We start from the raw sequence: 13,688 nt of genomic DNA, 5'->3' as shown, positions 1-13,688 counted from the left end.
GTGGGCGAGAGGAACCGCCGGAGCCCGGGTCGTGAGGACGCCGTGCACCGGAACTACGCCGACGCGATCCGCCGGCAGGCCGCCGACCGCTCCACCCGGACCCGCACGGCGGTGACGTTCGTGCACGACTTCGACGCCGCCGACGGCCGCACGTCCCTCACGTACGAGCAGCTGGACCTCCGGGCGCGGTCGATCGCGGCCGCGCTCCTCCGGAGGTGTGCTCCGGGCGATCGCGCGCTGCTGCTCCACCCCGAGGGGCCGGAGTGCGTCGTGGCCTTCCTGGGATGCCTGTACGCGGGCGTCATCGCGGTTCCCTCGCCCCTGCCCGGCCGGTTCCGGCCACAGCAGCGGCGCGTCACCGCCATCGCCACCGATGCGGGGACCGCCCTCGTCCTCACCAGCGCCGCAAGCCTGCCGGAGGTCACCGCGTGGGCGGAGAGCCTGAGCGGGGAGAGCCTGGGTGGCGAACGCTGCGGCGTCCTGCTCACCGACTGCCTCGGCACCGTGCCCCCCGACGCGGCCGGAGCACTGGTCGACACGGATCCGGCCCCGTCCCCGGCCCCGGCTCTCGACCACGACACCGTCGCCCTGCTGCAGTACACCTCGGGATCCACCGGCGACCCCAAGGGCGTCGTCGTCACCCACGGCAACCTCCTGCACAACGCCGACAGCATCCGGCGCGCGTTCGGCGTCGACCGCACCACGGTCTTCGGCTCGTGGATCCCGCACTACCACGACATGGGACTCCTGGGCATGGTCCTGCCCGCGCTCGCCCTGGGCGCGTCCTCCGTGATGATGGGTCCCACCGGATTCCTCAAGCGGCCCCACCGGTGGCTGCGCATGATGGACGAGTTCGGCGTCAACGTCTCCGCAGCCCCGGACTTCGCCTACGAGCTGTGCACCCGCAGAGTCACCGACGAGCAACTGGCCGGGCTCGACCTGTCCCGCTGGCGCATCGCCTGCAACGGATCCGAGCCGGTGCGGCCCGCCACCCTCACCGACTTCGCCAAGCGCTTCGCCCCGGCCGGGCTGCGGGCCGACGTCTTCAAGCCCAGTTACGGCCTGGCCGAGGCCACGGTCTTCGTCAGCACCCCCGCCGGCCGGGATCCGGTCGTGCGCCGCTTCGACGAGGGACGCCTGGCCGCCGGCGCCCTCGTCCCCGCCGCTGCCGCTGCCGCTGCCGCAGGGCCCGGCGCCGGGGCCGCCACCACCGAGCTCGTCTCCTGCGGCTACCCAGCCGACTTCGAAGTCACCATCGTCGACCCCGCCACCCTGCGGCCGGTGCCCGACGGGACGGTCGGCGAGATCTGGCTGCGCGGCGACAGTGTCGCCCGCGGCTACTGGAACGCCCCGGAGGCCACCGACCGGGTCTTCCGCGCGACGCTCGCGGAGCCTGTGGCCGGTGCCGGTGGACCCGCCGCCGGCGCCGCCGGGCCCGCCCCCGGCACCGGGCACCGCGCGGAGGGGACGGACCGGGCGGACGGCCATCTGCGCACCGGGGACCTCGGCGCCGTACTCGACGGCGAACTCTTCGTCACCGGGCGCATCAAGGAGATGATCATCCTGCGCGGCCGCAACCTCTACCCGCAGGACATCGAGTACGAGGTCCGCGACCGGCACGCCCCGCTGCAGGGCCTGTGCGGCGCCGCCTTCACCGTGCCCGTCGGCGGTGCCGGGGGACCGGGCGGCCGACGCGAGGACGAGGCCCTCGTCCTCGTGCACGAGATCCGGGGCCGTCACGGCCGCGCGGACCTCGAACAGCTGACCGCCTCGGTCAGGAACACCGTCTTCCAGGGCTTCGGGGCGCACCTGGGCGGCCTGGTGCTCGTCCGCCGGGGTACCGTCCCGCGCACCACCAGCGGGAAGATCCAGCGGCTGCGCACCCGCGAACTGCTGTGCTCCGGGGAGCTCCGGCCCGTGCACACCGCGCTCGGCCCGGCCCTGGCGCGCACCGTGCCGCTGAGCGCGGAGGACGCGACCGGCCGGGCCGGCGCGACACCGGAGGACGTGCGCCGTGTCCCATGACGACTCCGTGAGCTCACGCCACTCCATGAGCTCGCGCCGCTCCGCGGTCTCCGGCGGCCCGTTGGGCTCCTATGCCCCCGCGGTCTCCCACAGCCCCACAACCTCACGCATCCCCGCGACCTCCTACGGCCTCGCGACCACCTACGACTCCGTGATCGCCCTCGACGCCTTCCTGGACCGGCCCTGGGCCGGCGAGACCCCGTTCGCCCGGGCCGAGCTCTCCGCCCTCGACCGCCGGGAGGCGTTCCCCGCCACGGCCTGCGCCGCCCTCGACTCCTTCGGCCTGTGCTCCTTCTACGTGGACGTCCGCCACGGCGGTCGCATGCGCGACATGGCCGAGCTGGTCCAGCTGCAGCGCACCGTGGCGCGCCGTGACCTGACCGTCGCCGTCGCCCACGGCAAGACGTTCCTGGGCGCCGCACCCGTCTGGGTCGCGGGGGCACACGAGCAGGCGTCCCGGCTCGCGCGGGCCGTCCGCAGCGGCGGCGTCGTCTCCTGGGCCCTCACCGAACGCGACCACGGCAGCGACCTGCTCGCCGGGGAGCTCACGGCCCGCCCCTGCGAGGGCGGGTGGCGGCTCGACGGCGAGAAGTGGCTCATCAACAACGCGACGCGCGGTCGTTACCTGTGCGTCCTCGCCCGCACGGCGGACGCCGGCGGCCCCCGGGGCTTCAGCCTGCTCCTGGTCGACAAGACCCGGCTGGCGCCCGGCTCGTACCGCACCCTGCCGAAGGTGCGCACCCACGGCATCCGGGGCGCGGACATCAGCGGCATCGTCTTCGACGGGGCGGTCGTCCCCGGCACCGCGCTCGTCGGCGAGTCCGGCGCCGGTGTCGAGACGGTCCTCACGTCCCTCCAGCTCACGCGCACCCTGTGCACCTCCCTCTCGCTCGGCGCCCTCGACCACGGCCTGGACATCGCCGTCCGGTACGCCCGGAGCCGCGTCCTGTACGGGCGCACGCTCGCCGAGCTGCCGCGGGTCCGCCGCATCCTGGGGCGGGCCGCCGCCACCCTGGCCGTCGCGGAGTCGGTGGTGGACGTCGCGGCCCGCAGCATCCACACGCTCACCTCCGAGCTGAGCGTCGTCTCCGCCGTCACCAAGGCCCTCGTCCCGAGTCTCGTCCAGGACAGCCTGGACACGCTCGCCGAACTCCTGGGCGTGCGCGGCTTCCTGAGCGAGTCCTACGCGGACGGCGCGTTCGCCAAGCTGGAGCGGGACCACCGCATCGTGGCGGTCTTCGACGGCAGCACCGCCGTCAACCGCAGCCTGCTCGTCGATCACTTCCCCGCCCTGTCCCGGGCCTGGCGCAAGGGGACGGCCGACCGGGACGCCGTGGCCCGGACGGTGCCCGGCGCCCCCGTCCTTCCCTTCGACCCGGCGCGGCTGAGGATGCTGTCGACCCGCGGCTGCAGCCTCGTCCAGCTGCTCCCCGAGGCCGCCGGACGGCTGAGGCGCGCCGCCGGGGAGGGCCTGGTGCCGTGGGAGGCGTCCCGCGCGGCCGACGAGCTCGTCGCCTTCGCCGACGCGCTCCACACCGGTCTCGGCGAACAGAAGCGCGCTCCCCGCACCGTTCCGCAGGCCGCCTTCGACCTCGCCGAGCAGTACGAACTGTGCTTCGCCGGAGCGGCCCTGATCCACCTGTACCTGGCCGGTGCCGGCACCCCGCACGACGTCCTGCGGCTGTCCGCGGGCCTGGCGCTCGTCCTCAACCGCCTCGGCCATCCCCTCGGCGAGGCCCGTGCCGAGGCCTTCGACCACCTGGCCGACCGGCTGCTGTGCGAGCGGCAGCCGCCGCAGGCCGACGGCGCCCCCGCGCCCGCCAGGCCGGAAGCCACCGGCACGCCACCGGCTTCCGGCGGCACTCCACCGGCCCCGCCACGACGCGGGCCCGTACGAAGGGGCGTCTCGTGACCTCGACTCCCGCGGCGACCGCCTGCACGGACCGGGCGCACGCGCTCGACCGGGTCCTCGGCGACCCCGCCGACCCCGGCAACCCCCTCGGCTTCGCCGCCGTGCTCGCGGCCGACGAACGCGGCGAGATGCTCGCGGAGGGCGAGGAGGCCCTGGACGCGTTCGGCCTCAACGAGGAGTTCGTGCCCGCAGCGTTCGGCGGCCGCCTCACCCGCCTCGACCGGCTCGTCGACGTCATGCGCACCGTCTACCGGCGCGACCCCTGCCTGGGTCTCGGCTACGGCGCCAGTTCCTTCATCGCCGGCGTCAACGTCTGGACCGCGGGCGGCGACGACCACTGCCGGGCGGCCGCGGCCCTGCTGCGGGGCGGCGGGCGCATCGCCGTCGCCTACCACGAGCTGGCCCACGGCAACGACATGGCGGGCACCGAGTTCAGCGCCCTGCCGGGCAGCGACGGGACGACGCTCCTCCTCAACGGGCGCAAGGAGGTCGTCACCAACCTCCGGCGCGCCGAAGCGGTGGTGGTCTTCGCCCGCACGTCGACGGCGCGCGGCAGCCGCAGCCACTCCCAGGTCTACGTCGACAAGTCGCTGCTGCCTGCCCGGCGCGTCACCTACCTGCCGCGCTACCGCACCACCGGCATGCGCGGGGTCCAGCTCGGCGGCGTCGAGTTCCGCGACTGCCCGGTGCCCGCGCGCGCCGTCCTCGGCGGTGAGGGGCTGGGCCTGGAGACGGCCCTGCGCTCGTTCCAGGTGACGCGCACCACCCTCGCGGCCATGTCCACGGCGGTCGTCGAGACGGCGCTGGACGTCACCCTGCGCCACGTCCGCAACCGCCGCCTCTACGGCAGGACCGCCGCCGACCTGCCCCACGTGCGCTCCGTCCTCACCGGGGCCTTCGCCGACCTGCTCACCGCGGACTGCTTCGCCACCATCGCCACACGGGCGCTGCAGCTGCTGCCCGCCGAGACCGCCGTCCACGCCCAAGCAGTGAAGTACTTCGTGTCCAAAGCGCTCATGGACGCCGTGAACAGGCTCTCCTCCGTCCTCGGCGCCCATTTCTACCTCCGCGAGGGCCCCGGCGCGATCTTCCAGAAGCTGCTGCGCGACCTCCAGCCCGTCGGGTTCGGGCATGCGGCGCGCGCCGCCTGCCAGGTGTCGCTCCTGCCGCAGCTCCCCCTGCTGGCCCGCCGCTCCTGGCTCCGCGACGCCGCCGCCACTCCCGCCGGGCTGTTCCGGCCGGGGGCGGAGCTGCCGCCCATGGACTTCCGCGCCCTGGCCCTCACCGCCGGCGGACGCGAGAGCCTGAGCACCTCGCTGGCCAGGGGGCTCGCCGCCATGCCCGACGGCGACGGGCCCGCCCACCGCGCGCTCGCGGAGCACGGGGAGCACTTCGCCGCGGAGCTCGCCGCACTCGCCGGGGAGTGCTCGGTGCTCCGGCCCGGCGAACTGTCCGTCATGGCGCGGTCGTCCAGCTACGACCTCACGACGCGCTACGTGAACGTGCTCGTCGCCGCGGCCTGCTTCGGGACCTGGCGCGAGGCGTGGCCGGGCCGTGAGGCGGGCGCCATGGACTCCGGTCTCGCGGACCCCGTCTGGGCAGCCGCGGCGCTGCACCGGCTGCGTGCCCCTCTCGGCGCCGCGCCCCCCACGCTGCCGCCGTACCTGGAGGACGCCCTGTGGGAACGGCTGCTGCACCGGCACGAGCACGCGCTCGGCTACGGGCTGCTCCCGCGGACCCCGCGCACGGCCACGTGATACGGGCGGCGGCCGGCCCGCATGGCATCCCGGTGTCCCGCACGGCACCACTGTCCCCCACTGAATCCCGTGAAACTGAAACCCGTGAAAAAGGAGAGAACATGGCTGATCCGACGGCCGAGCACGGCAGACACGACAGACACGACAGAGACGCCCTCCGGGACTGGCTCCTCGGCCTGGTCGCCGAGCACGTGCAGCTGCCCCGCGAGGACATCGCGTCGCACGTCCCGCTCAGCGACTACGGCCTGGACTCCGTCTACGCCCTGTCCGTCGCGGCGGAGATAGAGGACCGCTTCGGCATCGACGTCGACCCCACCATGATGTGGGACAACCCGACGATCGACGCACTCGTCGAGGCCGTCACCAAGGAACTCGCCCAGGGCACGTGACCGGGACGCCCGCAACCCCCGCCCGTGACACCACCGAGTGAAGGGGACACGTGTCCGACCACCGTCATCGCCACCGTCACCACGACCTCACCGTCCTCCGCCCCGCCACCGTCGCCCAGACCGGCATCTGGGCCGCGCAGCAGCAGGCGCCGGACGACCCGCTCTACAACTGCGCCGTCGCCATCGCCCTCGACGGGACGCTCGACCACGACGCCCTGCGCCGCTCCGTGGCCCGGGCGGTCGCCGAGGCCGACACCCTGCGGACGCGCTTCCACGCCACAGACAACGGCGTCGGCCTCACCGTGGAACCCGCGGGTGAGACCGGGGAAACAGAGGAGGCGGGGAAGGGCCTGCTCGGCGTCGTCGACCTCTCCGGCCACGCGCAGCCGGAGGCCGCGGCCGAGCAGCTGATGGACGAGGACCTCCGCACCGCGACCGACCTGGCGACCGAGGCCCCCTGCACGCACGTCCTGTTCGTCCTCGGCCCCCAACGCAGCCTCCTCTACTTCCGGTACCACCACATCGCCCTGGACGGCTTCGGCCAGTACCTCCACTGCCGGCGCCTCGCCGAGCTGTACACCGCGTACGAGAGCGGGCGCGATCCGGCACCGTCCGCCGCCGCCCCGCTGGCCGGGCTGCTCGACGAGACAGCCGCCTACCTCTCCTCGCCGGACCGCGCCGCGGACGCCGCGTTCTGGCGGGACGAGTTCGCCGCACCGCCCCAGGGCACCCCGCTGACCGGGCGCGCCGCGTCCTCCGGCGGGACAGTGGGCGGCACCGCACTGCTCTCTTCCGAACAGCTCAGCACGCTGCTCGGCACGGTCGGTGCGGGCGTCGGCCGCTGGTCCGCCACGATCGTCGCCGCCACCGCGGCGTACACGCACCGCCTCACCGGCCACCCCGAGGTCATCACCAGCCTGCCCATGGCGGCGCGGCACTCGCGGGCCGCCCTCGCCACGCCCGCGATGCTGGCCAACGTGCTGCCGCTCCGGCTGCCCGTCGGCCCCGCGACGACCTTCGCCCGGCTCGTGGGTGAGACCGGGACGAAGATCCGGCGCATCATCCGGCACCAGCGCTACCCGACCGCGTACCTCCGCGCCGACCTCGGCCTGCCCGCCGGCTCGGCCGCCCTCGTCGGCCCCGAGGTCAACGTCATGGCCTTCGGGCGGGACTTCCGCTTCGGCTCGTGCGCGACCACTCCCCGGCAACTGCCCGCCGGCCTCATCCCCGACCTGGCCCTCAAGGTCTACCGCACCCCGGCCGGCCGGGACGGGCCCACGGGCGCCGGCCCGCAGGCGGACAGCATGAAGATCGAATTCCTCGGTAACGCCACGCTCTACACCGAGGACGACATCGCCACCCACCGGGAGCGGTTCCTCGCCTTTCTGGAGAGCGCGGCCGCCCGGCCGGACCGGCCCCTCTCCCGCCTTCCGCTGCCGGGGAACGGCCGGTGACCGCGGAAGGGACCGCAGCCGGTATCGCCGCCGGTAGAGCCGTCGGTAATGCCGTCGGTAATGCCGTCGAACTCGGCGGTCTGCGGAAGGCCTTCGGCGGCCGGGCCGTGCTCGACGGGCTCGACCTGCACATCCCGGCGGGCCGGGTCACGGCCCTCCTGGGCCCGAACGGGGCCGGCAAGACGACCACCGTGCAGATCATCACCACGCTGTTGCGCCCCGACGCCGGACGGGCCTTCGTCCTCGGCACGGACGTCGTCCGGCACCCCGGCCGGGTGCGCCGGCTCATCGGCCTGTCCGGGCAGTACGCGGCGGTCGACGACAAGCTGACCGGCTTCGAGAACCTCCGCCTGGTTGCGCGCCTGTACGGCATGCCGCGCACCCGGGCCGCGGCGACCGCGCGCGAGCTGCTCGAACGGTTCCGCCTTCACCACGACGCCGACCGCCCGGCCGGGACCTGGTCCGGCGGCATGCGCCGGCGGCTCGACCTGGCAGGTGCCCTCGTCGCCGCGCCACCGGTCGTGGTGCTCGACGAGCCCACCACCGGCCTGGACCCGCAGAGCCGCCTCGACACGTGGGACGTCGTCCGCGACCTCGTCCGCGACGGCACCACCGTGCTCCTGACCACCCAGTACCTGGAGGAGGCCGACCACCTGGCCGACCGGATCGCGGTGCTCGACCGGGGCAGGGTCGTCGCGGAGGGCACGGTCGACCAGCTCAAGGCGGTCACCGGCGGCGAGCGGATCGAGGTCGTCGTCGCCGACCCCCGCGACACGGAGGGCGCACGGCGGATCCTGACCGCCCGGGGAACGACGTGCTCGCCGGCGGACGGACGCGCGGGGCGCCTGGAGCTCACCGTCGGACCCGGCGAGGGCCAGCGTGCGCTCGCCGCCGTCGCCCAGGACCTGAACGCCGCCGGCATCCGGGCCCTCGACCTCGGCCTCCGCCGCGCCACCCTGGAGGACGTCTTCCTCACCCTGACCGGGACGTCACCGTCGGCCGACCACGGGCCCGACGGGACGCCACCGGACCCGCCTGCACACCGGTCCCGGCAGGCTGACGCCGGGCAGGCCGGGGGCCGCGGCCGGGACGCGGTGCGCAGGTGAACGCCCTCGCGCGCGTCGCCTCGGACAGCGGGGCCGTGGCCTGGCGCAACCTCCTCACCATCCGGCGCACGCCGGGTGCGGTCCTGGCGAGCACCGTGCAGCCCGTCGTGTTCGTCCTGCTGCTGGGATACGTCTTCGGCAGCAGCCTGGGCGGCGCCGCCTACCGCGAGTTCCTCATGGGCGGCATCTTCGTCCAGACCGTCGCCTTCAACGCCTCCTTCACCGCGGTCGGCCTGGCCGAGGACCTCCAGAGCGGGATCGTCGACCGGTTCCGCTCCCTGCCGATGTCACGCGTCGCCGTCCTGCTGGGGCGCACCGTGTCCGACCTGACGATGAACGCCGTCAGCCTGCTGGTCACCAGCATGTGCGGGCTCGCCGTCGGCTGGCGCGTCCACGGCCCGCCCCTCGACGCCGTCCTGGGCTACGCGCTGCTCCTGCTCTTCGCCTTCGCCATGTCCTGGACCGGCGCCGTCATCGGCCTGGTCGCCCGCAGCGCGGAGGTGGCACAGAGCCTGGGCCTGATCTGGCTGTTCCCGGTCACCTTCGTCTCGTCGGGCTTCGTCTCGGTCGCCGCGATGCCCCGGCCCCTGGCCACGGTCGCGGAGTGGAACCCGGTCACCGGCCTGGCGAACGCCACCCGCGCCCTGTTCGGCAACGCCACGCCCCCGAACCTTGCCCAGCCGGCCGGCTGGCCGGCCCAGCACGCACTCATGTACGGCACGCTGTGCTCACTCGCCATCATCGCCGTCGCCATGACGTGGGCCACGGCCCGGTACCGCAGAATCGCCCACCGCTGACGGGGCCGTCGGACGATCGCATAGCCGGCCGTCGGCGGCTGTGGTCGCCACCGCAGCGACATGTGCTGCTGCATCTGCCAGTACCCCTTGCCGACAAAGTGGTAGATTCCTTACCGAATCAGACTCGCAAGGCTCCCATCGAGGAGTGCTGCTGTGGCATCCGTCGGAGCGTCTCCACCAAGCGGGCTCGGCTGGAACCGTGAGACAGCGACACTCGCGCTGCTGTCGTTCGCCATGTTGATCGTCTCGCTCGACCAGTACATCGTCGTTGTGGCACTGCCCGACATCGCACGCGACCTGGGCTATTCCGCGCAGAACCTGCAGTCCGTGATCAGCGCCTACGCAGTCGCCTCCGCCGGTTTTCTCCTGTTCGGCGGACGCGCAGCAGACCTCGTCGGACGACGCCGGGTCCTGGCCACCGGCCTCGCCCTCTTCACCGGAGCAGCGCTTGCGGGCGGGCTGGCGACCGGCCCCGGGATGCTGCTCGTCGCTCGCGCGGTTCAAGGCCTCGGTGGCGCGCTGGTCTTCCCCACCACTCTGGCGCTCATCAACGTCACGTTCACCGAAGGCCGCGTGCGCAACCGCGCGCTGGGGATCTGGGGTGGCGCCGGTGCGGCCGGACTGGTGATCGGCGTACTCCTCGGGGGACTGCTGACCCACGCCTTCGGCTGGGAAGCGGTGTTCCTGGTCAATGTCGCCCTTGCAGGTCCTGCCCTGCTCCTCGCGTTCGCTCTGATCCCCAAGGACCGGCCGCGCGACAGAGGACGGGGATTCGACCTGCCCGGTGCGCTCAGCGTCACCCTGGGGGTCACGTCGATCGTGTTCGCCCTGGTTCAGGGGCCGGTACTGGGTTGGCTCTCACCCGGCATCCTCTTCGGCGCAGCGGCGGGACTCCTGCTGCTGGGCGTTTTCGCGCTCATCGAGCGCAACAGCAGCGACCCGCTCGTGCCACCGCGGCTGCTCACCAACCGCAGTCTCGTCACGAGCCTCGTCATCGCGTTCATGTTCATGGCGACGTTCGGCTCCGTGCTGTACTTCCTCTCGATCTACTTCCAGGAGATCCTCGGCTACGACGCCTTGAAGACCGGCGCCGGCTTCCTGATGCCGACAGCGGTCGTCGTCGCAGGGTCGACCACGGCCGGCCAGATGGTGACGCGATTCGGCCTCCGGCGCACGCTGCTCGGCGCTCTTGCCATCGGTGCGCTCGGCGCCGCCCTGCTCGGCTCGGCGATCTCCCCGGACGGCACGTACGCCTCGCTGATCCCGGGGCTCATCGCGCTCAGCATCGGCGACGGGGTCGTGTTCACCAGCATGTTCATCGCCGCCGGAACCGGTGTGTCCGACCGTGAGCAGGGCATCGCCTCAGGGGTCGCCTCCACCGGCTCGGGGATGGGTGCCGCTGTGGGCCTCGCCGTCCTGGTGCTGGTGGCGACAGCCGGCCTCGACGACGTTACGGGAGAGCAGCTGCAGGACGAGACGGCACAGGGGATCAGCACCGCCCTGTTCGTGGTGGCGGCGGGGATCGCGCTGACCTTCCTCGTAGCCTGGTCCCGGCGTGAGGAGAAGACGGCATCGGAACCGGCACCGTTGCCTTGTCAAGGCCGTCGCTGCTGACGACTGTTCGCCCCCCACAGCCGCCGCTCTGCCCGAGCCGGACTCCGGCGCCTGGTCCACACCTGCCGCGCACCACGTACAGCGACCGGCCGGCTGCGCGCCCTCTCCTCAAGGCTTGTCGAGCGGCGTCGCTGACGTCAGCAGGGCGATCTCCTCGGCACTGAGGACGAGGTCGGCGGCGGCCGCGGAGTCGCGGATCGACGCCGTGCGGCGCGCTCCCGGGATGGGGACGACGGCCGGGGACAAGGCCAGCAGCCAGGCGAGGCAGACCTGTTGTGGACTCACGCCGTGCTCACGGGCGACCTCGTGGAACGGCTCGTACGTCCCGTGTGCCGTACCTCGATCGTCCGCCACGGGGCTCTCCAGCACGCTTCTGGAGATGCCTCCGAGCGGGCTCCACGGCAGGAACGCCACCCCGAGTTCCTCGCACAGCCGCAGTTCGGGGGCGCTGTCGCGGACTGCCGGGGAGAAGCGGTTCTGTACGGATGCCAGGCGCCCGCCGAGTACGGCGTGGGCCTCGCGGATCTGGTCGGCGTCGACGTTGGAGATGCCGGCCGCGCGGATCTTCCCCGCGTCGAGGAGTTCGGCGAGGGCACCGACGGACTCGGCCCACGGGACCTGCGGGTCGGGCTTGTGGAGCTGGTAGAGGCCGAGCGTGTCGACGCCGAGGCGCCGGCGTGAGGCGTCGCAGGCGCTCTTGAGGTGTTCGGGCGTGCCCGTCACGGTCCATGAACCGTCTCCGGGTCTGCCGCGCCCGCCCTTGGTGGCGACCAGGACCGGTGTGGTGTCGCCGCCGTAGCGGGTCAGGGCGCGGGCGACGAGCGACTCGTTGTGGCCGGTCTCGTCCGCGTGCCAGTGGTAGGAGTCGGCGGTGTCGATGAGGGTGACTCCGGCATCGAGGGCGGCGTGGATCGTGGCGATGGCCGCGTCCTCGCCGGGCCGGCCTTCGATGGACAGCGGCATGGCGCCGAGGCCGATCGCGCTGACGTGGACATCACCCAGGCGGCGTGTGCGCATGGCGGGAACCTCTTCTCTGTACACGGGTGGTGAGGTTGCGGTGCGTGCTCGCCTCGCTGTGTGCACGAGCCTGCCGGAATGCGATCATCAGCAGAAGTGGTGACTTGCTTAACCCGTATGAAGGACAACTGATGATCGATGTCCAGCGGCTCCGTACGCTCCGCGAGGTCGCCCGGAGCGGCAGTTTCAACAAGGCCGCGGCCTCCTTGCTGCTCACGCCGTCCGCGGTCTCCCAGCAGATCGCCGCGCTGGAACGGACACTCGGCACCCAGGTCGTCGAGCGCAGTACGCGGGGTGTCTCCCTGACCGAGCCGGGGCGGCTCCTCGTCGAGGCCGCCGAGGCGATCTCGGCCGAGTTGTCACACGCCCGTGAGCAGATCGACCGGCTGGCGACGGGGCGTGCGAAGCTGACCGTGGCCACGTTCACCAGCGGTGGTCACCGGCTGCTGCCGCCGGTGCTGACCCGGTTCGTCGCCGAGCACCCCGAGGTGGAGCTGACCGTGCTGCAGAAGGAGCCGGAGCACAGCCTGCCGCTGGTGCGCGAGGGGCGGGCCGACATCGCGCTCGCCTATCACTTCGACGGACCGCTGCCGGTCCGGCCCGGTGACCGGTCCGGGCTGGACTGGGTACCGCTGATGGACGACCCGATGTCGGCCGTGCTGCCGGTGGGTCACCCTCTCGCCGACCGGGCGAGCCTGGACCTGTCCGAACTCGTGCAGGAGCGCTGGGTGATGGGGTGCATGAGGGCCCAGGCCTTCATGCACCGCTACGCCGAACTCGCCGGCTCCGAGTTGCGCGTCTCGGCCGCCACGACCGACTTCTTCTTCGCGCAGACCCTGGTGGCCGCGGGTGTCGGCGTCTCCCTCATACCGCGTATCGCCCTGGACCCGTCGGTCACCGGTGTGGCCGTGATCCCCATCGACCCGCCGCGCCCCGCGCGCTACATCGGCGTGGCCACCGCCGCCCGGCATCGCGGCCGGCCCCAGCCGCACGTCGAGGCGTTGTTGACCGCCCTGGTCCGGTCGGTGCCATAGCCACGCCGGCGCCCTGCGCCGCGCCCGCGGCGTCGTGCACCCGGACGCGGACGGCACCGTCGCGGATCTCCACGGATCTCCACGGGTACGGAGCACCCCTCGGGGGTCACCGGGGTTTCCGAGGGCGTGGACCTCTCCGGGCACGGGTCAGGCCGCGCCGGAGCCCTCCACGGCCTGAACGAGGCTCTTGGGGCGCATGTCGGTCCAGTGGGTTTCGACGTACTCGAGTGCCGCCTCGCGACCGGTCTCCTCGAGGACGGTCCGCCAACCCGCCGGAATGTCGACGAATGAGGGCCACAGCGAGTGCTGCCCCTCGTCGTTGACCAGAACCAGGTATGTGCCGTCCGGGTCCTCGAAGGGATTGCTGCTCATCCGGTCACTCCCTCTCAGCGAATACTGCCTCTTCAGCATGGCGGCCTCTTCACCATGGCGACGGAACGGCGGCGGCCGACGAAGGTCCCGAAAGCTGCCTGCCGAAACCGACCGCCCGAGCCCGTACGCCGTCCCGCTCTGCCGAACCCGACACACACCGCAGGCGGCACGGGACCAGCTCAACTGGCCCGCCTCGTCTACGCGATACGTC

General features: G+C 73.1%; 11 protein-coding genes. 9 read left to right on the top strand and 2 right to left on the bottom strand.

Annotated elements, in window-relative coordinates:
• The 8 genes from AS857_RS05980 to AS857_RS05945 all read left to right on the top strand — a co-directional run bounded on the left by AS857_RS05980 (position 1) and on the right by AS857_RS05945 (position 11,054).
• A complete protein-coding gene (locus AS857_RS05980) occupies positions 1–2,025 on the top strand; it encodes a fatty acyl-AMP ligase (RefSeq protein ID WP_245699600.1) in 2,025 nt (674 codons plus the stop codon).
• Entirely contained in the window at positions 2,015–3,937 is a 1,923-nt protein-coding gene (locus AS857_RS41095) for an acyl-CoA dehydrogenase family protein (RefSeq protein WP_058042025.1), read from the top strand. Before AS857_RS05980 ends, AS857_RS41095 begins: the two co-directional genes overlap by 11 nt.
• The gene (locus AS857_RS05970) at positions 3,934–5,694 is read left to right on the top strand and encodes an acyl-CoA dehydrogenase family protein (RefSeq protein ID WP_058042127.1); all 1,761 of its coding nucleotides are present in this window, start codon (positions 3,934–3,936) and stop codon (positions 5,692–5,694) included. Before AS857_RS41095 ends, AS857_RS05970 begins: the two co-directional genes overlap by 4 nt.
• Positions 5,695–5,795: 101 nt before the next feature.
• Positions 5,796–6,083 (top strand): acyl carrier protein, encoded by a 288-nt coding sequence (locus AS857_RS05965; RefSeq protein ID WP_058042024.1) that lies wholly within the window; start codon positions 5,796–5,798, stop codon positions 6,081–6,083.
• Between the two features lie 50 nt (positions 6,084–6,133).
• A complete protein-coding gene (locus AS857_RS05960; protein ID WP_058042023.1) occupies positions 6,134–7,537 on the top strand; it encodes a condensation domain-containing protein in 1,404 nt (467 codons plus the stop codon).
• 23 nt (positions 7,538–7,560) lie between these two features.
• Positions 7,561–8,643, top strand: a complete 1,083-nt coding sequence (locus tag AS857_RS05955; protein ID WP_079110125.1) for an ATP-binding cassette domain-containing protein — start codon at positions 7,561–7,563, stop codon at positions 8,641–8,643.
• Complete coding sequence (locus tag AS857_RS05950) at positions 8,640–9,440, top strand: ABC transporter permease (protein ID WP_058042022.1); 801 nt, start codon at positions 8,640–8,642, stop codon at positions 9,438–9,440. Before AS857_RS05955 ends, AS857_RS05950 begins: the two co-directional genes overlap by 4 nt.
• A gap of 153 nt (positions 9,441–9,593) precedes the next feature.
• Complete coding sequence (locus AS857_RS05945) at positions 9,594–11,054, top strand: MFS transporter (protein WP_245699599.1); 1,461 nt, start codon at positions 9,594–9,596, stop codon at positions 11,052–11,054.
• A gap of 108 nt (positions 11,055–11,162) precedes the next feature.
• On the opposite strand, the gene AS857_RS05940 is transcribed toward AS857_RS05945, so the two are convergent.
• Entirely contained in the window at positions 11,163–12,071 is a 909-nt protein-coding gene (locus tag AS857_RS05940; RefSeq protein ID WP_058042020.1) for an aldo/keto reductase, read from the bottom strand.
• Between the two features lie 131 nt (positions 12,072–12,202).
• On the opposite strand from AS857_RS05940, the gene AS857_RS05935 reads away from it, so the two are divergent.
• Positions 12,203–13,105, top strand: a complete 903-nt coding sequence (locus AS857_RS05935; protein WP_058042019.1) for a LysR family transcriptional regulator — start codon at positions 12,203–12,205, stop codon at positions 13,103–13,105.
• A 147-nt stretch (positions 13,106–13,252) separates the two neighbouring features.
• Here the strand turns inward: AS857_RS05935 and AS857_RS05930 are convergent, their stop codons facing one another.
• A complete protein-coding gene (locus AS857_RS05930) occupies positions 13,253–13,477 on the bottom strand; it encodes an MbtH family protein (RefSeq protein ID WP_058042018.1) in 225 nt (74 codons plus the stop codon).
• Positions 13,478–13,688: the final 211 nt, after the last annotated feature.

The organism is Streptomyces roseifaciens (assembly GCF_001445655.1).
In the GTDB taxonomy this organism is placed as follows: domain Bacteria; phylum Actinomycetota; class Actinomycetes; order Streptomycetales; family Streptomycetaceae; genus Streptomyces; species Streptomyces aureoversilis.
This window is presented reverse-complemented; position numbering and strand designations above follow the sequence as displayed.

What these genes read in the sequence shown, in the direction of transcription:
- AS857_RS05965 (WP_058042024.1), top strand. Translation starts at nt 5,796, where the DNA reads ATGGCTGATCCGACGGCCGAGCACGGCAGACACGACAGACACGACAGA.
- AS857_RS05940 (WP_058042020.1), bottom strand. Translation starts at nt 12,071, where the DNA reads ATGCGCACACGCCGCCTGGGTGATGTCCACGTCAGCGCGATCGGCCTC.
- AS857_RS05935 (WP_058042019.1), top strand. Translation starts at nt 12,203, where the DNA reads ATGATCGATGTCCAGCGGCTCCGTACGCTCCGCGAGGTCGCCCGGAGC.
- AS857_RS05930 (WP_058042018.1), bottom strand. Translation starts at nt 13,477, where the DNA reads ATGAGCAGCAATCCCTTCGAGGACCCGGACGGCACATACCTGGTTCTG.